The sequence below is a fragment of the Stenotrophomonas sp. STEN008 genome, assembly GCF_056760435.1.
Genome location: NZ_JBRRET010000012.1, coordinates 78,476 through 99,448 on the forward strand (window position 1 = coordinate 78,476; position 20,973 = coordinate 99,448).

Annotated in this window: 22 protein-coding genes; 11 read left to right on the plus strand and 11 right to left on the minus strand. The window is 67.6% G+C overall.

Going from position 1 to position 20,973, the window contains the following annotated elements; translation table 11 throughout:
* Positions 1-42: 42 nt before the first annotated feature.
* Genes ACVOME_RS08460 through ACVOME_RS08470 form a run of 3 tightly spaced genes read left to right on the plus strand, consistent with a single transcriptional unit; the run spans position 43 to position 2,659 of the window.
* On the plus strand, positions 43-1,317 hold the full coding sequence (locus tag ACVOME_RS08460; protein ID WP_180875858.1) for a pyridoxal phosphate-dependent aminotransferase: 1,275 nt from the start codon (positions 43-45) through the stop codon (positions 1,315-1,317).
* 3 nt (positions 1,318-1,320) lie between these two features.
* Positions 1,321-1,938 (plus strand): SGNH/GDSL hydrolase family protein, encoded by a 618-nt coding sequence (locus ACVOME_RS08465; RefSeq protein WP_065175127.1) that lies wholly within the window; start codon positions 1,321-1,323, stop codon positions 1,936-1,938.
* A gap of 4 nt (positions 1,939-1,942) precedes the next feature.
* Entirely contained in the window at positions 1,943-2,659 is a 717-nt protein-coding gene (locus ACVOME_RS08470; protein ID WP_053517426.1) for a class I SAM-dependent methyltransferase, read from the plus strand.
* 89 nt (positions 2,660-2,748) lie between these two features.
* Here the strand turns inward: ACVOME_RS08470 and ACVOME_RS08475 are convergent, their stop codons facing one another.
* Positions 2,749-3,528 (minus strand): polysaccharide deacetylase family protein, encoded by a 780-nt coding sequence (locus tag ACVOME_RS08475; protein ID WP_481504976.1) that lies wholly within the window; start codon positions 3,526-3,528, stop codon positions 2,749-2,751.
* A gap of 60 nt (positions 3,529-3,588) precedes the next feature.
* On the opposite strand from ACVOME_RS08475, the gene grxD reads away from it, so the two are divergent.
* Entirely contained in the window at positions 3,589-4,515 is a 927-nt protein-coding gene (gene grxD / locus ACVOME_RS08480) for a Grx4 family monothiol glutaredoxin (protein WP_476340465.1), read from the plus strand.
* A gap of 87 nt (positions 4,516-4,602) precedes the next feature.
* Here grxD and ACVOME_RS08485 read toward each other — a convergent pair whose 3' ends face one another.
* Both ACVOME_RS08485 and ACVOME_RS08490 read right to left on the minus strand, forming a co-directional pair.
* Complete coding sequence (locus ACVOME_RS08485; RefSeq protein ID WP_065175129.1) at positions 4,603-5,142, minus strand: DUF924 family protein; 540 nt, start codon at positions 5,140-5,142, stop codon at positions 4,603-4,605.
* A 43-nt stretch (positions 5,143-5,185) separates the two neighbouring features.
* Positions 5,186-5,962 (minus strand): AMP nucleosidase, encoded by a 777-nt coding sequence (locus tag ACVOME_RS08490; protein ID WP_053517431.1) that lies wholly within the window; start codon positions 5,960-5,962, stop codon positions 5,186-5,188.
* A gap of 151 nt (positions 5,963-6,113) precedes the next feature.
* Between ACVOME_RS08490 and ACVOME_RS08495 the strand changes: the two genes are divergently transcribed.
* From ACVOME_RS08495 to ACVOME_RS08515, 5 genes are all read left to right on the plus strand, one after another.
* The gene (locus ACVOME_RS08495; protein ID WP_481504977.1) at positions 6,114-7,523 is read left to right on the plus strand and encodes an amidohydrolase; all 1,410 of its coding nucleotides are present in this window, start codon (positions 6,114-6,116) and stop codon (positions 7,521-7,523) included.
* An 11-nt stretch (positions 7,524-7,534) separates the two neighbouring features.
* Complete coding sequence (locus ACVOME_RS08500) at positions 7,535-8,803, plus strand: amidohydrolase family protein (RefSeq protein WP_481504980.1); 1,269 nt, start codon at positions 7,535-7,537, stop codon at positions 8,801-8,803.
* Between the two features lie 17 nt (positions 8,804-8,820).
* On the plus strand, positions 8,821-9,453 hold the full coding sequence (locus ACVOME_RS08505) for a 2-hydroxychromene-2-carboxylate isomerase (RefSeq protein WP_065181734.1): 633 nt from the start codon (positions 8,821-8,823) through the stop codon (positions 9,451-9,453).
* Positions 9,454-9,547: 94 nt separating this feature from the next.
* A complete protein-coding gene (locus tag ACVOME_RS08510) occupies positions 9,548-10,489 on the plus strand; it encodes a DegV family protein (protein WP_053517434.1) in 942 nt (313 codons plus the stop codon).
* 91 nt (positions 10,490-10,580) lie between these two features.
* Positions 10,581-10,919, plus strand: a complete 339-nt coding sequence (locus ACVOME_RS08515) for a hypothetical protein (RefSeq protein ID WP_053443843.1) — start codon at positions 10,581-10,583, stop codon at positions 10,917-10,919.
* A 45-nt stretch (positions 10,920-10,964) separates the two neighbouring features.
* On the opposite strand, the gene ACVOME_RS08520 is transcribed toward ACVOME_RS08515, so the two are convergent.
* The 6 genes from ACVOME_RS08520 to ACVOME_RS08545 all read right to left on the minus strand — a co-directional run bounded on the left by ACVOME_RS08520 (position 10,965) and on the right by ACVOME_RS08545 (position 17,483).
* Complete coding sequence (locus tag ACVOME_RS08520; RefSeq protein WP_081279736.1) at positions 10,965-12,287, minus strand: alpha/beta hydrolase family protein; 1,323 nt, start codon at positions 12,285-12,287, stop codon at positions 10,965-10,967.
* Positions 12,288-12,446: 159 nt separating this feature from the next.
* On the minus strand, positions 12,447-13,874 hold the full coding sequence (locus ACVOME_RS08525; protein ID WP_481504978.1) for a GGDEF domain-containing protein: 1,428 nt from the start codon (positions 13,872-13,874) through the stop codon (positions 12,447-12,449).
* 192 nt (positions 13,875-14,066) lie between these two features.
* Entirely contained in the window at positions 14,067-14,897 is an 831-nt protein-coding gene (gene fghA / locus ACVOME_RS08530) for an S-formylglutathione hydrolase (RefSeq protein ID WP_481504979.1), read from the minus strand.
* A gap of 51 nt (positions 14,898-14,948) precedes the next feature.
* Positions 14,949-16,058, minus strand: coding sequence for an S-(hydroxymethyl)glutathione dehydrogenase/class III alcohol dehydrogenase (locus ACVOME_RS08535; protein WP_065175135.1), 1,110 nt, complete (start codon positions 16,056-16,058; stop codon positions 14,949-14,951).
* Positions 16,059-16,116: 58 nt separating this feature from the next.
* Positions 16,117-16,392, minus strand: a complete 276-nt coding sequence (locus ACVOME_RS08540; RefSeq protein WP_053517440.1) for a metal/formaldehyde-sensitive transcriptional repressor — start codon at positions 16,390-16,392, stop codon at positions 16,117-16,119.
* 68 nt (positions 16,393-16,460) lie between these two features.
* Positions 16,461-17,483, minus strand: coding sequence for a glycoside hydrolase family 43 protein (locus ACVOME_RS08545; protein ID WP_241685994.1), 1,023 nt, complete (start codon positions 17,481-17,483; stop codon positions 16,461-16,463).
* 130 nt (positions 17,484-17,613) lie between these two features.
* Here ACVOME_RS08545 and ACVOME_RS08550 point away from each other — a divergent pair, with 130 nt between their 5' ends.
* Positions 17,614-18,018: a VOC family protein gene (locus ACVOME_RS08550; protein WP_111186172.1), complete on the plus strand. Its 405-nt coding sequence runs from the start codon at positions 17,614-17,616 to the stop codon at positions 18,016-18,018.
* 31 nt (positions 18,019-18,049) lie between these two features.
* Here the strand turns inward: ACVOME_RS08550 and ACVOME_RS08555 are convergent, their stop codons facing one another.
* Positions 18,050-18,718 (minus strand): SMI1/KNR4 family protein, encoded by a 669-nt coding sequence (locus ACVOME_RS08555; protein ID WP_053517442.1) that lies wholly within the window; start codon positions 18,716-18,718, stop codon positions 18,050-18,052.
* A gap of 66 nt (positions 18,719-18,784) precedes the next feature.
* Positions 18,785-19,669 (minus strand): LysR family transcriptional regulator, encoded by an 885-nt coding sequence (locus ACVOME_RS08560; RefSeq protein WP_053517444.1) that lies wholly within the window; start codon positions 19,667-19,669, stop codon positions 18,785-18,787.
* A 107-nt stretch (positions 19,670-19,776) separates the two neighbouring features.
* On the opposite strand from ACVOME_RS08560, the gene ACVOME_RS08565 reads away from it, so the two are divergent.
* Positions 19,777-20,829 (plus strand): NAD(P)-dependent alcohol dehydrogenase, encoded by a 1,053-nt coding sequence (locus tag ACVOME_RS08565; protein ID WP_053517445.1) that lies wholly within the window; start codon positions 19,777-19,779, stop codon positions 20,827-20,829.
* Positions 20,830-20,973 lie beyond the last annotated feature (144 nt).

Genomic DNA, 20,973 nt, shown 5'->3' on the forward strand with positions numbered 1-20,973 from the left:
CGCTACCATGGAACCTCCATGCCATCCGACGGCTCACCGACCATGTCAACCTCCGCGCCCAAGCCCCTGGCCACCCGCGAGCGCCTTTCCGAAGTGCGCTACGAAATCCGCGGAGAACTGGCCCGGCGAGCCCGGGAGCTGGAGGCGCAGGGCCGCAAGCTGATCAAGCTCAACATCGGCAACCCCGGCAATTTCGGCTTCCGCGCCCCGGAACACCTGCAGCGCGCGATCGCCGACGACATGGGTCGCACCGATCCCTATACCCACCAGCAGGGCCTGCCGGTGGCGCGCGAGGCGATCGCCGCCTACTACAGCCGTCGCGGCGCTCCCGACGCGCACCCGGACCGTGTGTTCGTCGGCAACGGCGTCAGCGAACTGATCGACCTGTCGCTGCGTGCGCTGCTCAACCCCGGCGATGAAGTGCTGGTGCCGTCCCCGGACTACCCGTTGTGGTCGGCCTCCACCATCCTCAACGACGGCCGGCCGGTGTACTACCGTTGCGCCGCCGAGAACGGCTTCCAGCCGGACCCGAGCGAGATCGAGACCCTGGTGTCCTCGCGCACCCGCGCGATCGTGCTGATCAATCCGAACAATCCCAGTGGCGCCAGCTACCCGCGCGAACTGCTTGAACGCGTGGTGGACATCGCGCGCCGGCACAACCTGCTGCTGCTGGTCGACGAGATCTACGACCAGATCCTGTATGACGAGGCGGTGTTCCAGCCGGTCGCACCGCTGGCGGGCGACCATCCGTGCCTGACCTTCAGCGGGCTGAGCAAGGTGCATCGCGCCTGCGGCTGGCGCGTGGGTTGGGCGCACCTCAGCGGCGATGACGCACGCCTGGGCGACTTCCGCGCGGCGATGGACCTGCTCAGCGCGCTGCGCCTGTGCGCCAATGTGCCCGGCCAGTACGCCATCGAAGCTGCGGTGAACGGGCCCGACACCATTTCGGCACTGTGTGCCCCGGGGGGGCGCCTGTACGAAACCCGCCGCGCGGTGATCGAAGCCTGCGAGGCCAGCGAGCATCTGTCGCTGGTGGCCCCCGCCGGCGCGCTGTATGCCTTCCCGGCGGTGGTCGGCGCTGCCGCCAAGGGCTTCGACGATCACACCTTCGCCCTGGACCTGATGGACAACGAGGGCGTGCTGGTGGTGCCAGGTTCCAGCTTCAACGTGCCCTACCGCAACCACTTCCGCGTAACCCTGCTGCCGGAGGCCTCGGTGATGCGCGATGTGTTCGCCCGCATCGACCGCGTGCTGGCCCGCCGCGCCGAGGATGCAACCAAGGTCGTACCGATCAAGCCACGCCGTTCGGTGGCCTGAGTCGTGGGCTTGTCCTATCTGGCGCTGGGCGACTCCTACACCATCGGTGAGGCCGTCGCGGTCGAAGGCCGCTGGCCCCATCAGCTGGCCGCCGCGATGCGCGCACAGGGCGTCGCGCTGGCCGATCCGCAGACCATCGCCACCACCGGCTGGACCACGGACGAGCTCGATGCCGGCATCGACGAGGCCGCCCCGCAGGGGCCGTTCGACTTCGTCAGCCTGCTGATCGGGGTCAACAACCAGTACCGCGGCCGCCCGCTCGACGAATACCGCACGCAGTTCCAGGCCCTGCTGCAGCGCGCGATCGGTTTTGCCGGCGGCCGTACCGATCGGGTGCTGGTGCTGTCGTTTCCCGATTGGGGCGTGACGCCGTTCGGCGCCAGCAGCGGCCGACACCGTGGCCGCATCGGCATCGAAACCGACGCGTTCAACGCGGCTGCGGAGCAGGTCTGCAGTGGCCTCGGCGTCGACTTCGTCGACATCACCGACATCAGCCGCGTCCACGGTCACGACCCGGCGATGATCGCCGAAGACGGTCTGCACCCCTCCGCGCGCATGTATGCATTGTGGAGCGAGCGTGCCTTGCCGGTCGCCCTGCGCCGGCTAGGCGACGCCGGCTGACCCGATGGACGGCACGCCACGGAATGGCACGCCCCTGCCCTGCTCCCCGCTGACCTCCCCGCAGGCCCGCGCGATCGCCGAGGCGTTCCGACCTGCACAGGCCTGGGGCAGCCGCCGCGACTATTACTACACCCGCGGCAAGCTCGGCAGCGATCCGTTGTACGACGGCGTGCTGCAACAGCTGCCCGAGGATGGCCAGCCGGTGCTGGACCTGGGTTGCGGACTGGGCCTGTTCGCGCATGTGCTGCGCCAGCGCGGGCGCGGCCAGCCCTATCTCGGGGTGGACGTGGACGCCGCCAAGATCGAGCGGGCGCGGCAAGCCGGTGAAGGCCTGCCGGCCGTGCGCTTCGAATGCCTGGATGTGCAGGCTGCGCTGCCGTCGCACGTCGGCCATGTACTGCTGCTGGACGTAGTGCAGTACCTGGATGCCGGACCGCAGCAGACGCTGCTGCGTGCCGCAAGCGCGCGGGTGTCCCCCGGAGGACGGCTGCTGCTGCGCACGCCGCTGGCGACCGGTGATGGCCGGGACCGCACCACGCGGGTCGCGGACCGCCTTGCCTGGCTGGTGGGCTGGATGGGTACCCGCCCGCGGCACTATCCCCAGCCGAAGACCCTGCTGGCGACACTGAGCGAAGCGGGATTGCGCGTCGCCGCACCACGGCCGCTGCACGGGCGCACACCGTTCAACAGCTGGCTGGTGGTGGCCGAACGGCCTGGGTGACGTCGGGCGTGGCCCGGCGCTACCGGATGCCTGCCCATTCCCCTGGTAGCGCCGGGCCGTGCCCGGCGGATTCCGTGCGTGCCGCTGCGCTATACCGAAGGCAGCGTTGCCTTCAATCCACGCTGATGCAGTGCCTGCAGCACGCGTTCGATGATTACCAGGTTGTGGCCATGGGCGGCCCCCTCATGCAGCAGCACGATGGCGCCCGCGCGAAGATCCGGCAGCAGGCGCTCCAGCACGCGCTCGGGCGTACAGCCGACACCATCGAAGCCGCGGGCGCTCCATCCCACCCGCACCAGGCCCAGGCGGCGCAGCACCGGGCCCACGAACGGATTGGTCATGCCCACCACCGACCGGTACCAGCGTACCGGCGTGCCCGACAATGCCTGCAGCGCATGCTGGCAGCCTTCGATCTCCGCACGCATCGCCTTCGGTCCCAGCCGCCAGAAGCGCGCCTGCGGATGGCTGAAGCTGTGGTTGCCCAGATCGTGCCCGCGGCGCAGGATCTCGGCCACCAGCGCCGGCTGGGCCAGCGCCCGCTCGCCCACCAGGAAGAATGTCGCCCGCGCCTGATGCCGATCCAGCAGATCAAGCACGGCCAGCGTGTCCGCACCGGGACCGTCATCGATGGTCAGCCAGACCGCGTCGTCCGCCTGCGCCAGGCGGCTCAGCACCGGCGTGTAGAAGCGGCTGTTGGGCAGGAACACCGGCACGATGAACAGCGCGTGGCTGGCCACCATCAGCGGCAGACCCCAGTGCCATCCCGCCAGCACCCAGGCCAGGATCACCCCCAACTGCGACGCCACCAGCCAGGGCAGCCAGCGCCATGGCCGGGGCGGAATGCGATGCAATGTTCCTGCGCTGCTCATACCCCATGATGCCATGAGGGGTAGAATCGAAGATTCGAATTACTGGACCCCCGACTTCCCATGTCTCTCGATCCTGCCCTGCGTTCGCGCATCGAATCCCTCCTCAACGCCAACCGCGTCGTGCTGTTCATGAAGGGCCAGCCGTCGATGCCGCAGTGCGGCTTCTCGGCCAAGGCCGTGGGCGCGCTGCAGGACCTGGGCGTCGAGTTCGCTCACGTCAACGTGCTGGCCGACCAGGAAATCCGTGAAGGCATCAAGGCCTACGGCGACTGGCCGACCATCCCGCAGCTGTACATCGACGGCGAACTGGTCGGTGGCAGCGACATCGTGCTGCAGATGGCCGCCAGCGGCGAACTGAGCAGCGTGCTGGGCCTGCCCGCGCCGGACCGCACCCCGCCGCGCATCACCGTCACCCCGGCCGCGGTGGAGATGCTCAAGGGCGCGCTGGCCGACGCCCCGGGCGCCGCCCTGCAGCTGACCATCGATGCAGGCTTCCAGCCCAACTTCCAGCTCGCTCCGCATGACGAGGCTGCGATCGCCGCCGAATCCAATGGACTGCGCGTGCAGTTTGACCTGGCCAGCGCGCGCCGTGCCGAAGGCATCACCATCGACTGGGTGGACGACATCCGCGGCAAGGGCCTGGCCATCGACAACCCGAATGCACCCAAGCCGGTGCAGGAAATCAGCGTGCGCGACGCCGACGACCTGGTGCGCGCCGGCAACGCGATCCTGGTGGACGTGCGCCCGGCTGACGAGCGCGCCATCGCCGCCGTCGGCGTGCCGTTCAAGGTGTTCGACGGCAACGGCCGCGCCGAGCTGGAAGCACTGCCGAAGGACACCGCACTGGCCTTCCTGTGCCACCACGGTGGTCGCAGTGCGCAGGCTGCCGAGCAGTTCCGCGCGCTTGGCTTCACCAAGGTCTTCAACATCACCGGCGGCATCAACGCCTGGTCCGAAGAGGTGGACAACGGCGTGCCGAAGTACTGATCGGCTGCAGCGCGGAACAGGAGAACGCCGGCGCACGCCGGCGTTTTCCGTTTCCTGCCTGTCGCGCGCGTGGCCGGCCCCGCCCGGTCAGCCGGCAAACCCGCCTTCGGCCAGGTAGTCCAGTTCCTCCGGCGTGGGAATGCGGCCCAGCACGGCGTTGCGGTGCGGGAAGCGGCCAAAACGGCGGATGATGTCGCGATGCAGGTCGGCGTACTGCAGGTATTCCTTGTCACCCAGCACGTCGAACATGGCCACCGAACGGTCCTGGTCCAGCGGATCCTCGGAATGCTCGAACGGCAGGTAGATGAAGGCCCGCAGCTTCGGAACCAGCTGCAGGTCCAGCCCTTCCTCGATGGCACGCATGGCGTAGTGCCGGGCCAGCCCATCGGTGGCGTAGGAGTGGGCGGTGCCACGGAAGCAGTTGCGCGGGAACTGGTCCAACAGCAGCATCAGGGCCAGCGCACCCTCGGCGCTGCCCAGCCAGTGTTCGCGCGCACGCGCGGCCGCAGCGAAATGCTCATCGAGGAACAATCGGCGGAACTGCGCGTCGAACGCATCGTCGCGGGCGAACCACTTCGCAGGGCCCGCCTCCTTCCAGAATTCCACCACCTGCGCGGCAACGTCCATTACCTACTCCCGGGCCCGGACGTCCCGCGCCCGGCCCTCATCATCATTCGTCGAAGCGCAGATGGCGGACCGACTTGCCGTTGCGCCGGATAAGCTTAAGCGCCTCGATGCCGATCTGGATATGGTTTTCCACGAACTGGGAGCTGACCTTGGCATCGGAGGCTTCGGTCTTGACCCCGTCGGGAATCATCGGCTGGTCCGAAACCAGCAGCAGGGCGCCGCTGGGGATGTGGTTGGCGAAGCCGGCGGCGAACACCGTGGCCGTTTCCATGTCGATGGCCATGCAGCGCATCGCGCGCAGCCGTTCCTTGAATGCCTCGTCGTGTTCCCAGACCCGCCGGTTGGTGGTGTAGACGGTACCGGTCCAGTAGTCGTGCCCAAGATCGCGGATCATGGTCGAGACCGCGCGCTGCAGGGCGAAGGCCGGCAGTGCCGGTACTTCCGGTGGCAGATAGTCGCCCGAAGTGCCTTCACCACGGATCGCGGCGATCGGCAGCACCAGGTCGCCCAGCTGGTTCTTGCGCTTCAGGCCCCCGCACTTGCCCAGGAACAATACCGCCTTGGGCATCACCGCCGACAGCAGGTCCATGATGATCGCGGCATTGGGGCTGCCCATGCCGAAGTTGATCATCGTGATGCCATCGCTGGTGGCGCTGGCCATGGGCCGGTCCAGGCCGACGATGGGCGCACCGGTCAGTTCGGAGAAGGTGTGCAGGTAGCCGCCGAAGTTGGTCAGCAGGACGTGCGGGCCGAACTGGTCCAGGGGCACGCCGGTATAGCGCGGCAGCCAGTTGTCGACGATTTCCTGCTTGCTCTTCATGCTCGGTCCGGAACGGCGGGGACCGCCTATTTTCGGCCAGTGGGGCGACGCCGTCGAGGCACGCGGTCGCACCCTGTGAAGAAGGTCACTTGGCAAGCCCACCGCTGCCCGGCTAGCGTCAGCGGTTGCTTACGTTGCCGAGGGGATCTGCATGACGTCGACGTTGTTGCGCGCCGGGCTGGGGCTGGCGCTGGTTACGCTGGCCGTCGCGCCAGCACTGGGCGCCTCGCGCTTCATGGCCGATCCTTACCCCAGCACCTATCGGGCGCAGCCCGATGCGCCGGTGCTGATCCACAACGCAACGGTGCTGACCGGCACCGGCCAGCGCCTGGACAATGCCGACGTCCTGCTGCGTGAGGGCCGCATCGTTGCTGTCGGCCAGCAGCTGCAGGCCGAGGCCGATGTCACCCGCATCGACGCGCAGGGCAAGTGGGTCACCCCCGGGCTGATCGACGTTCACTCGCACCTGGGCGTATATCCAAGCCCAGGGGTGGGCGCCCACAGCGATGGCAACGAGATGACCGCACCGGTCACGGCCAATGTCTGGGCAGAGCATTCGGTGTGGCCGCAGGATCCCGGCTTCGCTGCCGCCCTGGCCGGCGGCGTGACCAGCATGCAGGTGCTGCCCGGCTCGGCCAACCTGGTCGGTGGCCGCGGCGTGACCCTGAAGAATGTTCCGGCCATCACCTACCAGGCGATGAAGTTTCCCGGCGCGCCGTGGGGCCTGAAGATGGCCTGCGGCGAGAACCCCAAACGCGTCTATGGCGAAGGCAAGGGTGTGACCCCTGCTACCCGGATGGGCAACGTCGCCGGCTACCGCGCAGCCTTCATCGATGCCGCCGACTACATCACCAAGAACACGCCCAAGGCAGCCAAGCGCAAGCGCTGGTTCGGCAGCGACAAAGGTGACAGCGCGGGCGATGCCGGTGGCAAGCGCGATCTCAAGCTGGACACCCTGGCCGGCGCGATCCAGGGCGACATCCGCGTGCACATCCACTGCTACCGCGCCGATGAAATGGCCACCATGCTCGATCTGGCCAAGGAATTCGGTTTCAAGGTGGCAGCGTTCCACCACGGCGTGGAGGCCTACAAGCTGGCCGACCGGCTGGCGGCGGACGGCGTCTGCGGTGCACTGTGGGCCGACTGGTGGGGCTTCAAGATGGAAGCCTTCGATGGCATCCCCGAGAACATCGCGCTGGTGGACCGGGCGAAGAACAGCTGCGCCATCGTCCATTCCGATTCGCCCGAAGGCATCCAGCGCCTGAACCAGGAGGCCGCAAAGGTCATGGCCGCCGCGCGCCGCGCACGCATGGCCCCGATCACTCCTGAACATGCGATCACCTGGATGACCGCCAATGCCGCCAAGGCGCTGGGCATCGAGCGCCAGACCGGCACGCTGGAGCCCGGCAAGATGGCCGACGTGGTGGTGTGGAACGGCAATCCCTTCAGCTCCTACGCATTGGCCGAGCAGGTCTATGTCGATGGCCGCCGCCTGTACGACCGCAGTGCGTTGCCGGCAACGCCGCAGTCGGACTTCCAGCTCGGGCAGGAGGTGCACTGATGGCCGGTTCCATGCAGATCGCAAGGTCTTCCAGCCGCAACCGGGCATGGCTCGGCGCTGCGATCATGGTGCTGGCAGGCATCACCGGCGCGGCATCGGCACAGGATCTGCTGGTGCGCGGCGCAACGGTTCACACCGCCAGCGCACGCGGCAGCCTGCAGCACGCCGATGTGCTGGTGCAGGGCAGCATCATCCGTGCCGTGGGTACGGGCCTGGCCGCACCGGCCGGCACGACCGTGGTTGAAGCCGATGGCCGCCCGCTCACGCCCGCGCTGTTCGGTGGCATCGCCGAGATCGGCATCGAGGAAGTCTCGGGAGAAGCGAGTACGGTCGACAGCAGCCTGAAGATCGGCGAGCAACCGCTGCGCCCGGAGTTCGACGTGACCCTGGCCTACAACCCCGCGTCGGTGCTCATTCCGGTGGCGCGACTGGAGGGCATCGGCTTCACCGCGCTGGGCGCCGTCACCGGCGGTGGCTTCGTGGCGGGCCAGGGTGGGGTGATGCGGCTCGATGGCAGCGCCGACCCGCTGGGTCCACGTGCGCTGTTCCTGCGGCTGGGCGCCGCAGCGTCGGAACTGACCGGTCATTCGCGTGCAGCACAGTGGATGCTGCTGCAGCAGATGGTGGATGAAGCGCGCGGCCAGGTCGCCGCCGATTCTCCGCACGCCGTGCTGACACCGGCCGGTCGCCGCACACTGTCGCGCTATCTGGCCGGCCAGGGCCGCATCGTGGTTGAAATCGATCGCGCTGCCGATATCCGCCAGCTGCTGCGCTGGGCTGCACGCGAAAAGGTGAAGATCGCCCTGTCTGGAGCCAGCGAAGCCTGGCAGCTGGCGCCGGAGCTGGCTGCGGCCGGCGTGCCGGTGTTCGTCGACGTGCTGGCCAACCTGCCGGCCAGCTTCGACCAGATCGGCGCCACCCTGGAAAACGCGGCACGACTGCAGCGTGCGGGCGTGCCCGTCAGCTTCGTGCAACGTGGCGATGCCTCGCACAACGCACGCAAGATCCGCCAGCTCGCAGGCAATGCGGTAGCCCATGGCCTGCCCTGGGCCGACGGGCTGGCAGGCCTGACCCGGGTTCCCGCACAGGCGTTCGGGGTGGCCGACCAGATCGGCAGCATCGAGCCCGGCAAGCGCGCCGACCTGGTGCTGTGGGAAGGCGACCCGCTGGATGTGGCGCACTATGCCGAACAGGTCTGGATGGGCGGGCGGCCGATGCCGATGCGCTCGCGCCAGACCGACCTGCGCGACCGCTATCTGCAGCGCAACGCGCAGCCCTGACCGACGAGGAAAGCCCCATGGCCCCGCTGCACTGGTACTTCGATTTCGTCTCGCCCTACTCCTACCTGCATTGGCAGAAGGTCAAGCAACTGCCCCAGTTCGCACAGGTACAGCCGGTGCCGATCGCCTTCGGGGCGGTGCTGCAGCAGCTTGGCAATCTCGGCCCGGCCGAGATCCCGGCCAAGCGGCGCTTCATCTACCGCCAGTTGCTCTGGAACGCGCAGGCGGAAGGCGTGACGCTGCGCTTCCCGCCTGCCCACCCGTTCAACCCGCTGGCCGCCCTGCGGCTGTGCCTGGCCGCAGGCGGCGGCGCGCAGGCCGTGGACGTGCTGTTCGACTGGATCTGGCGCGAGGGTAACGCTGCCGACAGCGCCGAGGCGCTGCGCGAACCCGGCGCGCGGCTGGGCATCGCGGATGTGGCGGCCGCCACGGCAACCGCAGAGGTCAAGGAGCAGCTGCGGCGCAACACCGAGGCTGCGCTCGCGGCCGGCGTGTTCGGCGTACCGACCTTGGCCATCGGCGACGAGCTGTTCTGGGGCAATGACGCGCACCCGCTGATGGCCGCTGTGCTGGCCGATCCGGACCTGCTGAAGCAGCCGGAATGGCAGCGGGTGGAGGCCCTGCCGATCGCGGTACAGCGCAGACGCTGAACAGGGCGCCTGCGCTTCCCTCGCGCGCGGGCTCCCGTTTTGAGATATTTTTCACACTTCCGAACCAACAACCGCCCTGGAGGGGGAGCCGCGGATGCGCATCGGAATCGTCGTCGACTCGGCCTGCGACCTGCCGCAGGCGTTCATTGCCGAACACAACATCGTGCTGCTCCCGATCACCGTACGGATCGGCGAAGCCGTACTCGCCGACCACCGCGACGAACAGGCCACGCTCAGCTTCCTGCACGCACACGTGGCCGAACATGGTGCCGAGGCGGAGACCATCCCCTTCAGCGTCAACCAGATCCGTGACCTGTTCCTGCAGCAGCTGGTGATCGACTACGACCACGTCTTCTGCATGACCATCACCAAGACCCGCAGCCCGATCCACGACAACGCCCTGCAGGCCAGCTTCGCCATCCTCAACGACTACAAGCCGGTGCGGCAGGCCGCGGGCTACAACTCGCCCTTCGCACTGCGCGTGCTCGACACCCAGAACCTGTTCGCCGCGCAGGCGGTGACGGCGGTGGAAGCGGTTCGCCTGCGCGACAGCAACGCCAGCGTGCAGCAGATCCGCGAGCGGCTGGAGGAACTGGCCGGCAACGTGCATGGCTACATGGTCACCCGTGACCTGTATTACATGCGGGCCCGCGCGCGGCACAAGGGCGACCGCAGTGTCGGCCTGCTCAGTGCCGCGCTGGGCAGCGCACTGGACATCAAGCCGGTACTGCACGGCTACCGCGGTGAGACCGGCCCGGTAGCCAAGATCAAGGGCTTCGACAATGCCGTGCAGAAGCTCTTCGCTGTGGTTGGCCAGCGCGTGCGCAGTGGACTGATGACACCGACAGTCTGCGTCAGCTATGGCGGTGAGCTGGAGGAGCTGCGCGCCCTGCCCGGCTATGCGCAGCTGACGGACGTCTGCGCCACCCACGGCGTCACCGTGTACGAATCGGTGATGAGCCTGACCGGCATGGTCAACGTCGGCAAGGGCGCCGTTACCGTGGGCTTTGCCGATGGACCGCATCGGTTCGAATGAGGGCGGGCGACGCCTGCATGCAGGTGTGCCGGATGTACACAAGCATTGCACCGCGTCTATGCCAGCCTTGCCGCACTTCAAGGAGATCACCATGCCTGCGCAGTACCACATCAGCCTTCCCGACCCGTCCAAGGCCCGCGGCAACGACCCCGACCTGTCCTTCCATTCGCAGGGCGCCGCCGGCTTTGCCGAAGAACTGCAGGACGCCCTGCGCAGCGGCGCGCTGTTCGAGCGCTGGAAAGCCAAGCAACCCGATCCGGATGCAGTGGAGCCGCAGTGGGGCGTGACCGACCCGGACGCCACGGTAACCGGTGAGCAGAAGGACCTGCGCATCAACCTGGTGGCCACCACCCGCATCGACAGCGATGTGTTCAAGCAGCGCCTGCGTCTGCTGGCCGGCCATCACTGGGAACTGCGCGACGTGCGTTGAGCGGCGAACGCGCTGGCGTCTGCTGGGCTTCGCCCGTCGAAGCCCTCATCGCGCGGACGTGGGGCGGGCCTGGCCGTATTCGGACCGCAGCGCATCGCCACGGATGAAGTCCGTCATCAGCTGGAAGTACCCGGCCGGCTGCCGTGTCGATACACGTTCCCCGGCCGCATCCAGCTCGAACTCGTACATGCCATGATCGGCGTCTGCATACACGGCCGTGTAGATCGGCCGTCCCTGGCCCTGCAGAACCGCAAGACGCCTGAGCGTCTCTCCCGGCGGTGCATCGCGGTCCTGCCCGCCAAAGATCCACAACTGCGGCACCTGCAGATGCGTGAGCACCGGTAAAGGGTCGTAATGGGCCGGCACCCCGTCCAGCAACCGTGGCCCCTGCTCGCGTGCAGTCACCTCCGGAGTCGACAAGAGATACCCGGTAATGTTCCCGCGTACCGCAGGGAACCAGGGCGCATGCTGGTAACGCTGCTTCACCTCCGCCAGTACATCGAATCCCTCGGTGAATCCGCTCTCGACGATGGTCGCCACCGCATCGGCGATCTGCATCGCCTGCGCAGTGGCTTCTGCGTCCTGGCCGGCCCGCTGCATGTCGAAAGCGATCGCCTCGCGGTCTTCCTCCAGCGGCGAGACCGCCAGGCCGAAGCTGATCACGATGAAATCCACAGGCTCGATGCGTGCCGCCAGCGGCGCCACCCAGCCACCCTGGCTGCCGGCCTGGTAGCCGACCCGCTGCGCACGTGCCCCCGCCAACCGGCGTGCTTCGCGCGTGGCCAGGATCAGATCATTGGCCAGGGTCAGGTAGTTCTGCGTGTACCGCCCGCCAGAGCGTCCCGTGCCCCGCTTGTCGTACGCGAACACGGCGATGCCGGCACTGGCGAACTCGCGCTGCAGCGAGTAGCGCTCCAGCGCGGAGCTGTTCTCCGCACCATGCACCAGCACCACCAGTGGAACCGGCGCATCGCCCGGAGGCAGCGTCAGCCGCCCCTGCAGCGTTGCGCCGGCACCGCTGAAACGGGTGTCGATCTGCCGCAGCGGAATGCGCTCGCCCTTCATTCCATCGACGCTGATGCCGCGCTTCCCACAGTCCGTGAGCACCATCCGGTGCCCGTCCGGCTGCCCGGTCCAGCCGCGGGTACTGGTCCAGGCATCGCCCGCGGTGCGCTGCAGTGCGCCGCTGCGACCATCTGGCGTGCGCCACCGCAGCTGATCGCCCGCACCCGGGCCGATGTCCAGCGTACTGCCATCGGCCATCCGGTAGCTCGCAGCGGCGCAAGGCGACGCCGCCGTGGCCGCGACCGCCTGCGCACTGAAGGCCATCGCGCTCCACGCGGCCAGCGACACCAGGGTTCTGTGCATGTCTGCTCCTCTCCACACTGGGGCTGACGGTGGACCGGCTCCCGCGCGATCGCCAGCGCGGTGCGACGGAGTGCCGGTACAGCCGACGAAGGCGCGTCCGCGGGCGACAGCCACCGGCGGCGCAACCGCGCTCCCTTGGCGAATGCGCGGGGGCGGGGGCTAGCGGCGGTCTGCGCTAGCCGGTGCTGCCCCCTGCATGGCCACGCGATTGCGTCCCGCGCGTTTGGCCGCATACAACGCCGCATCCGCATCGGCGAGCAGCTGTCCGGCATCGGCTGTTGCCGGCGGATGCAGGAACGCGATGCCGACGCTGATGCTGACCCGCCCTTCCGGCAACTGCAGCGCTTCCACCGCGCGTCGCAGTCGCTCGGCCAAGGCCTGTACGCCGTCCAACGGCGTGCCGGGCACGATCACCGCGAACTCCTCACCGCCGTAGCGCGCCACGCTGTCGCCCGCACGCCCGGCGCTGTGCTGCAGCAGCGCCGCCACGGCCTGCAGGCAACGGTCGCCGGCGGGATGACCATGGGCATCGTTGAACGCCTTGAAATGATCGATATCGACCAGCAGCAGCGCCAGTTCGGTGCCGCTCCGCCGCGCCCGGTTCCATTCGGCCTGCAGTTCGGCATCGAACTGGCGGCGGTTGGCTACGCCGGTCAGGCCATCCTGGCGCGCGAGCTGGTCGAGCCCGGCCTGCCGTTCCAGCAGATCGATCTGCAGAAGCGCACTGCGCAGGCTGAAGCCCAACGTGGCCAGAACGAATCCAGCCAATGCCAGGGGCCTGGCATGGTCCACCACCAGGGTGCCCACCACCAGCAACAGCAGCGGCAGGATGATCGGGCCGCCGGCCTGCACCAGCCGGGCCAGCCGCGGCTGCAGCACGAATCCGGTAGCTGGCGACCGCCGCAGTGCCAGCAGCGCGAGCAACAGGAACGGCACGTCGATCAGCAGATCGTTGTAGGCGCCGAAAGACTGTTCGGAGGTGAAGTGGTTGATGTAGTAGGCCACCAGCAGATAGGCCAGCGCGTACAGCGCCAGCGCGCGGAACACGCTGCGTCGCTCCGGGACATCACAGGACACCCAGCGCACGATGGCAAAGACAGCGATGCACAGGTTCTGGATATCGAACATGCGCTGCATGTTGGCCAGCGCCTGGTCGTCGATGCCGACATGGTCGGCAAATGACTGGGTATGCACGAAGAACAGCACGCCCAGCAGGGCCGCCATGATTCCGTCGATCACGCTGATGGCCCAGCGCTCCCGCCGCGAGCGGGCCAGGATGAACACCAGCGGCACGCCATACAGCACGTACAGCAGCAGGCTGGCGCCCGGGGTGATGTCGGGGCGGTCGGCACGGAGTGCATCGAGCATGTTGATGCCCATGCCCCCCGCCCACAGCAGCAGTGCCAGCGCGATGGCACGCCAGCCCAGCGCGGCGCGATCCGCACGCGCGCGCCACAGGCATGCGGCGGCGGCCAGCAGCGGCGCGCCGGTGAGGAACACGAACGAACCCAGGCCTGCCGGCCCCGGCAACAGGGCCACGACCAGGCCATGGCCGAACACGTACAGCAGCGCCAGCACTACCGGCATGCATCCCCCACTGCGCAAGCCTGTCTGCACGCACGATAGCGCGACAGGCCGCCATGGAGGCGTGATCCACGCCACACCTGCTTCCCCTGCCCCTGCGCCGGGCATGGCGCGGCGCTACATCGACGCAGGCGTTCCGTCGCGCCGGGGCATGCGCGGTTGCGTCCCCGGGACCGCAGCTGTCACGCGGGCTATTCAGCCGTGCAGCGCGCGGGCGTGGTGAGCGATGTGCTCGCCGATGAAGCTGGCAATGAAGTAATAGCTGTGGTCGTAGCCATCCTGCAGGCGCAGGGTCAGCGGATGGCCGACGGCGTCGCAGGCCTGCTGCAGGCGCTGCGGCTGCAGCTGGCTCTGCAGGAACTCATCGGCCCCGCCCTGGTCCACCAGCAGCGGCAAGCGTTCGCTGGCCGCAGCGATCAGTTCGCAGGCATCCCACGCGGCCCAGTCGGCGCGGTTGTCGCCCAGATAGGCCTGGAACGCCTTCTGTCCCCAGGGCACCTGGCTGGGGGCAACAATCGGCGAAAATGCCGACACGCTGCGGTAACGCCCCGGATTGCGCAGCGCGACCACCAGTGCACCGTGACCTCCCATCGAGTGACCACTGATCGCGCGTGCCCCGGTCACCGCGAAGTTCGCCTCGATCAGCGCCGGCAGTCCCTGCGCCACATAGTCATGCATGCGGTAGTGCTTGGACCACGGCTCGCGGGTGGCGTTGAGGTAGAAGCCGGCACCCTTGCCCAGATCGTAGCCCTCCGCGTCGGCGACATCGTCGCCACGCGGGCTGGTGTCGGGCGCGACCAGAATCACGCCATGTTCGGCCGCATAGCGCTGCGCGCCCGCCTTGGTGATGACGTTCTGTTCGGTGCAGGTCAGTCCGCTCAGCCAGTACAGCACCGGCAGCGCCTGCGTTTCCGCCTGCGGCGGCAGGTAAACGGCGAACTGCATGTCGCAGCCCAGCGTGGACGAGGGATGACGGTACACGTCCTGCCAACCGCCGAAGCAGGCACGATGTTCGATGCGTTCCATGGTGTCTCTCCAGAAGGGTGGCAGCCCTGACGGCCTGCCACCCGGGATGGCTCAGTAGTGCACGACCGAACGGATCGACTTGCCTTCGTGCATCAGATCGAAGGCATCGTTGATCCCGTCCAGATCCATGGTGTGGGTGACGAACGGCGCCAGTTCGATGTCGCCCTTCATCGCGTCCTCCACCATGCCCGGCAGCTGGCTGCGACCCTTGACGCCACCGAAGGCCGTGCCCATCCACTTGCGGCCGGTGACCAGCTGGAAGGGACGGGTGGAGATTTCCTGGCCGGCGCCGGCCACGCCGATCACTACGCTCTGGCCCCAGCCACGGTGCGCGCATTCCAGCGCCGCGCGCATCACGTTGACGTTGCCGATGCACTCGAAGCTGTGGTCCACGCCCCAGGTGGTCATTTCAACAATGACCTGCTGGATCGGCTTGTCGAAGTCCTTCGGATTGATGCAGTCGGTCGCACCGAACTCACGCGCCAGCTCGAACTTGGACGGATTGGTATCCACCGCGATGATGCGGCCGGCCTTGGCCTGGCGCGCGCCCTGGATCACGGCCAGGCCGATGCCGCCGAGGCCGAACACTGCCACGCTGTCGCCTTCCTGCACCTTGGCCGTGTTGTGCACCGCACCGATGCCGGTAGTGACACCGCAGCCGAGCAGGCAGACATGTTCCGGGTTCGCCTGCGGATTGATCTTCGCCAGCGAGACTTCGGCCACCACTGTGTACTCGCTGAACGTCGAGCAGCCCATGTAGTGATAGATCGGCTCGCCGTTGTAGCTGAAGCGGCTGGTGCCATCGGGCATCACGCCCTTGCCCTGGGTCGCGCGTACCGACACGCACAGGTTGGTCTTGCCACTCTTGCAGAACAGGCATTCGCCGCACTCGGCGGTGTACAGCGGAATCACGTGGTCACCCGGCTTGACGCTGGTCACGCCCTCGCCTACTTCCACCACGATGCCGGCACCTTCATGGCCCAGCACCACCGGGAACAGACCTTCCGGATCATCCCCTGACAGGGTGAACGCATCGGTGTGGCAGACGCCGGTGTGGGTGATCTTGACCAGCACTTCGCCGGCCTTCGGCGGGGCGACGTCGATCTCGACGATCTGCAGCGGCTGGCCGGGAGCAAAGGCGACGGCGGCACGGGATTTCATGGTGGGATTCTCCAAAGACAGGCAGTAACAGATGGACGACGCTATGCTGCGCCGTTGCTTATTTCAGGTATGAGCGGATCAGCCCGCTCATCTCGCGCACGCGCTCGGCGCGCTGTTCATCGGACGCTGCGGGTTGTCCGAACTCTTCGCGCAGGTGGGCTTCCATCACCTCGGACATCAGCCCGTTGACCGCCCCGCGGATGGCGGCGATCTGCTGCAGCACGGGCCCGCAGTCGGCGCCGGCTTCCAGCGCACGGTCCAGTGCATCGCACTGGCCGCGGATGCGGCGCACGCGGGCCAGGACCTTCTTCTTCTCTTCGGGAGAGTGCGGCATGGCAGGGTGACCCAGGAACTATACTGGGGGATAGTATATACAGGTGGCGGAAAGGTACATCCTGCGCCTCAGCGCAGGCGGTGCGCGGGTACGCCCTCGTGCGTCATCTTCACCGGCAGGATGCGGCCCTGCGCGTCGAAGTACAGGCGATCGATCGCGGTGACGCGGGCATTGCGGTCGGTCTGGTCGAGCGGCCGGCGGTGGTAGACGATGTACCACGTGTCATCGCCGGGCGCGTGGATCAGGGAGTGGTGCCCGGCGCTGGTCGCGATGGCCGGGTCCTGCTGCAGGACCCGGCCGATGCGTGTGAACGGCCCGGTCGGCGCGTCGGCGATCGCATAGGCCACCGAGTAGTCCGGCTCGCCCCAGCCGCCTTCGGACCACATGAAGTAGTAGCGACCGCCCCGCTTGAACATCAGCGGACCTTCCACGTACTCCGGCGCCGGCGTGATCTCCTTGAACAGCGTGCCGTCGTCCCAGGGCAGCAGGCCGCTGAAATCCGCCTTCAGGCGCACGATGTTGGCGTGCTTCCAGCCGCCATAGATCATGTACCAGGCACCATCGTCATCCTTGAACACATACTGGTCGATCGGCTGCGCGCCATTGTGGAACGCGCCCACCAGTGGCTTGCCGAGCAGATCGCGGTAAGGCCCTTCGGGCTGGTCGGCCACGGCCACGCCGATGCCACCGGTCTCGCCGTCGTTCTGGATGTCATTGGCGGAAAAGAAGAAGTAGTAGCGCCCGTCGTTGGCCACCACCGAGGGGGCCCACAACGCCTGCCTGGCCCAGGGAATGTTCTCGATGGACAGCACGCTGTCGTGCCGGCGCCAGTGCACCAGGTCGGGCGACGAAAAGGCATCGAAGGCAACCTGTTCTGCATAGGGCCGCGAGCGCGTGGGGAAGATCCAGTAGGTGCTGCCGAATACGGCCGCCTCCGGGTCCGCGTACCAGCCCGGCAGGATCGGATTGCCGGACATCACCGGTGCCTGGCTGTCACGCGCATCCGCGATGCCGACGCCAGTGGCTGCGAGCAGCACGGCCAGTGCGGCCCCCCTCCCCCATTCGCGCAGTCCCATCAGAGCCACTCCCATGCAGGTTCGATCGCTCGAGTCTAGAACGATCGCCGGCGCCTTTCCGCGACACGCTGCCTCAAACCGCGCACCCTCTTGATCGACGGGAATCATCGGCGCATGGTGCCTGGCACAACGCAGGACCCGGGCCATGATCCCCTTCATCATCAATCTGGACGTTCCGGACCTCGCGGCCGCCGAGGCGTTCTACACACGCGCCTTCGGCCTCCATGCCGGGCGCCGTCTCGGCCCGGAGGTGCTGGAACTGCTGGGCGGCCCGACCCCGCTCTATCTGCTGCAGAACGAAGCGGGCAGCGCGGCTACCGTCGACGGTGACGTGCGGGATTACGAACGTCACTGGACCCCGCTGCACATCGACTGGATCGTGGAGGACCTCGACGCCGCGCTTGCCCAGGCGTTGGCGGCAGGCGCGGCGCTCGAGCAGGCGCCACGCGAGCGTTCATGGGGGCGCATCGCAATGCTGGCGGATCCGTTCGGACACGGCTTCTGCCTGATCCAGTTCACCGGCCCCGGCTACGACGCCTTGCTGGATTGATCGGCGGAATGCACCGGGCCCGCCGCCAGCATCAGCGCACGTAGGCGAATGATTCGTCCAGCCGCTCGAATCCGATCAGCTGCTGCACCAGCGCCTGCGCCTGATCCTCATCGATCTCTCCCTGCTCGATCTCTGCGCTGCGTGCAAACAGGGCCTCCAGCGCAGTGGCCTGGTCGTCCCGCAGCCACGCGCGATGCGAGCCCAGCCAGCGCTGGAGATTGTCGGCCAGGTCACCGTGCGACAACAGCGTGTAGGGGGCCTCGTAGTCCGCCACTGCCTCCACCATCTTGCGGAACAGGAAATCCTGAAGGTTGCGGGCCAGTACGTCAGCGCGATCATCGTCGTGCCACACCAGCAGCACCGGCGGCTCGTCGCAGCCCGGCGCATTGGTCCAGAAGCAGTAGCTGTCACCGGCCCCCGTGCGGGCGAACGGCAGCAGCTGCAGATCCTCGCGCAATGGGTTGTAGTGATCCTCTGCAGTCAGCTCCTGCCAGGCCTCGAGCAGTTCGCCACGCTCAAGCGGCTCGTAATCCTGCGCATACAGCAGAATCGGCGGTACCGGTTGCAGCTCCGGAAGGCACACCTGCGCCCATTGCGGATGGGTCGCCCCCCAGCTCAGCCGGTCTTCTGCATCGAGCCGGTGGTAGAGAGCAGGAAAGGTCTGGCCGGTGGCCAGTTCGATCTCGGCAAGCGTATGCATGAACGTCCCTGTGATTGGATCGGCGCGCACTTTACCTCGACAGGCAGCGTCCGCGCAGGCATGGATCTATTCGCGCAGCATGTCCACGAATGCGCGCAAGGCCGACGCCATCTGCCGTTGCCTGGGGTAATACAGCACGAAGCCGGGAAACGGTTCGCTCCAGTCCTGCAGTACCGCCACCATCCGCCCGGCCTCGATGTGCGGGCGCGCGGCATCCTCGAGAACATAGGCCAGGCCGAAGCCATCCAGCACCGCGCGCATGATGGTGGTCTGCTCGCTCAGCGTCAGTCGCCCACGCACGTCGATTTCCAGCGACTGCCCATCGCGGTCGAACTGCCACTTGTACAGGTGACCGCTGGCGAAGCGGAAGCGGATGCATTCGTGCTGCAGCAGGTCGCGGGGATGCTGCGGCGCCGGGTGCTGGCGCAGATACTCGGGCGAGGCCACGATCATGCCGTGCAGGGCCGGGCCCAGCGGCACGGCCACCATGTCCTCGGGCACGAACTCATGCAGGCGCACGCCGGCATCGAAGCCTTCGGCGACGATGTCCACCAGCCCATCGTTCTCGGTCAGCTCCAGGCGCACATCGGGGTGCGCGCGCAGGAAGCGGGTCAGGCGTGGGCCGAGCTGGGTCGGCACTGCGGCGCGGGCCGCGTTGATGCGCAGCAGGCCCGTCGGGCTGTCCCTGAACTGGTTCATCTCCTCCAGCGCCTCGTGCACCTGGCCCAGCGCCGGCTGCAACCGGTCCAGCAGGCGCTGCCCGGCCTCGGTCAGGGCCACGCTGCGGGTAGTTCGATGGAACAGGCCCACCCCCAACCGCTCTTCCAGTGCCCGGATCGCATAGCTCACCGCCGAGGTCGACAGGGCCAGCTCGGCGCCGGCCCGGCGGAAGCTGCGGTGGCGGGCCACCGCCGCGAAGGCGGCCAGGTGGGTGAGATTGTCAGTGGCCATGATTGTGCAGTCTGCCTTGATGAATCATGCCGATATCCACGCTTTGTGGGCGGGTATGAGGGGCGTATTGTAAAACGCCTTTCCACAAACCCCGCCAAGGATTCCCCATGTCCCTCGCCCATGGTTATGCGGTGCGTACCAATACCGCTCCGCTCGAGCCCTTCACCTTCGAACGCCGCGCCGTCGGCGCCAACGATGTCCGCATCGAAGTGCTGTACAGCGGCATCTGCCACTCCGACCTGCACCAGGCCCGCGACGACTGGGGCGGCGCGGAGTACCCGATGGTTCCCGGCCACGAAATCATCGGCCGCGTGGTCGAAGTCGGTCCGGCCGTCACCCGCCTCAGCGTCGGCGATATCGCCGGCGTCGGCTGCATGGTGGATTCCTGTCGCCATTGCGATGCCTGCGACCACGACCTTGAGCAGTACTGCGAAAAGGGCCCGACCTATACCTACAACAGCCGCGACCGCAATACCGGTGAGCTGACGATGGGCGGCTACTCCGACCACATCGTGGTCGAGCAGCGCTTCGTGGTGAAGGTCTCCGAGACGCTGGACCTGAAGGCCGCCGCGCCGCTGCTGTGCGCCGGCATCACCACCTACTCGCCGCTGCGCCACTGGAAGGTCGGCCCCGGCCAGAAGGTGGGTGTGATCGGCCTGGGCGGTCTGGGCCACATGGGCGTGAAGTTTGCCAAGGCGATGGGCGCCACCGTAGTGATGATCACCACCACCCCGGAAAAGGGCGCCGACGCCAAGCGCCTGGGCGCGGACGAGGTGCTGGTCTCGCGCGATCCGGCGCAGATGAAGGCGCACGCCAACAGCTTCGACTTCCTGCTCAACACCGTGCCGGTCAGCCATGACACCAACCCGTACATGAGCCTGCTCAAGCGCGATGCCACCATGTGCCTGGTCGGCGTCATCACCGAGCTGGACCCGCCCCTGATGGGTGCCAGCGTGATCTTCGGCCGCAAGCACGTCACCGGCTCGGCCATCGGCGGCATGGCCGAGACCCAGGAAATGATGGATTTCTGCGCCGAGCACAACATCGTCAGCGATGTTGAGGTGATCGACATCAAGGATGTCAACCACGCGTGGGAGCGCATGGCGAAGAACGATGTGCGCTATCGCTTCGTGATCGACATGGCCAGCCTCAAGGCCTGACGGCCCGGCTGATGGAATGAAAAACCCCGGCGTGGAGGCCGGGGTTTTTTCTGCGCGCAACACCCGCCGGGGGGGGGGGGGGGCGGGGGGGGGCCGGGGGGCGGGGGGGGGGGGGGGGCGGGGCGGCGCGGCGGCGCGGGAGCG

Bases quoted from the DNA above. Each gene is read 5' to 3' on its own strand.
- ACVOME_RS08515 (WP_053443843.1), top strand. From the start codon at position 10,581: ATGCCTGCGCAGTACCACATCAGCCTTCCCGACCCGTCCAAGGCCCGC.
- ACVOME_RS08565 (WP_053517445.1), top strand. From the start codon at position 19,777: ATGTCCCTCGCCCATGGTTATGCGGTGCGTACCAATACCGCTCCGCTC.
- ACVOME_RS08490 (WP_053517431.1), bottom strand. From the start codon at position 5,962: ATGAAGAGCAAGCAGGAAATCGTCGACAACTGGCTGCCGCGCTATACC.
- ACVOME_RS08510 (WP_053517434.1), top strand. From the start codon at position 9,548: ATGCGCATCGGAATCGTCGTCGACTCGGCCTGCGACCTGCCGCAGGCG.
- ACVOME_RS08495 (WP_481504977.1), top strand. From the start codon at position 6,114: ATGACGTCGACGTTGTTGCGCGCCGGGCTGGGGCTGGCGCTGGTTACG.
- ACVOME_RS08540 (WP_053517440.1), bottom strand. From the start codon at position 16,392: ATGCCGCACTCTCCCGAAGAGAAGAAGAAGGTCCTGGCCCGCGTGCGC.
- ACVOME_RS08520 (WP_081279736.1), bottom strand. From the start codon at position 12,287: ATGCACAGAACCCTGGTGTCGCTGGCCGCGTGGAGCGCGATGGCCTTC.
- ACVOME_RS08505 (WP_065181734.1), top strand. From the start codon at position 8,821: ATGGCCCCGCTGCACTGGTACTTCGATTTCGTCTCGCCCTACTCCTAC.
- ACVOME_RS08500 (WP_481504980.1), top strand. From the start codon at position 7,535: ATGCAGATCGCAAGGTCTTCCAGCCGCAACCGGGCATGGCTCGGCGCT.
- ACVOME_RS08555 (WP_053517442.1), bottom strand. From the start codon at position 18,718: ATGCATACGCTTGCCGAGATCGAACTGGCCACCGGCCAGACCTTTCCT.
- ACVOME_RS08470 (WP_053517426.1), top strand. From the start codon at position 1,943: ATGGACGGCACGCCACGGAATGGCACGCCCCTGCCCTGCTCCCCGCTG.
- ACVOME_RS08535 (WP_065175135.1), bottom strand. From the start codon at position 16,058: ATGAAATCCCGTGCCGCCGTCGCCTTTGCTCCCGGCCAGCCGCTGCAG.
- ACVOME_RS08475 (WP_481504976.1), bottom strand. From the start codon at position 3,528: ATGAGCAGCGCAGGAACATTGCATCGCATTCCGCCCCGGCCATGGCGC.
- ACVOME_RS08485 (WP_065175129.1), bottom strand. From the start codon at position 5,142: ATGGACGTTGCCGCGCAGGTGGTGGAATTCTGGAAGGAGGCGGGCCCT.
- fghA (WP_481504979.1), bottom strand. From the start codon at position 14,897: ATGGAACGCATCGAACATCGTGCCTGCTTCGGCGGTTGGCAGGACGTG.
- ACVOME_RS08550 (WP_111186172.1), top strand. From the start codon at position 17,614: ATGATCCCCTTCATCATCAATCTGGACGTTCCGGACCTCGCGGCCGCC.
- ACVOME_RS08560 (WP_053517444.1), bottom strand. From the start codon at position 19,669: ATGGCCACTGACAATCTCACCCACCTGGCCGCCTTCGCGGCGGTGGCC.
- ACVOME_RS08545 (WP_241685994.1), bottom strand. From the start codon at position 17,483: ATGGGAGTGGCTCTGATGGGACTGCGCGAATGGGGGAGGGGGGCCGCA.
- grxD (WP_476340465.1), top strand. From the start codon at position 3,589: ATGTCTCTCGATCCTGCCCTGCGTTCGCGCATCGAATCCCTCCTCAAC.
- ACVOME_RS08460 (WP_180875858.1), top strand. From the start codon at position 43: ATGTCAACCTCCGCGCCCAAGCCCCTGGCCACCCGCGAGCGCCTTTCC.
- ACVOME_RS08525 (WP_481504978.1), bottom strand. From the start codon at position 13,874: ATGCCGGTAGTGCTGGCGCTGCTGTACGTGTTCGGCCATGGCCTGGTC.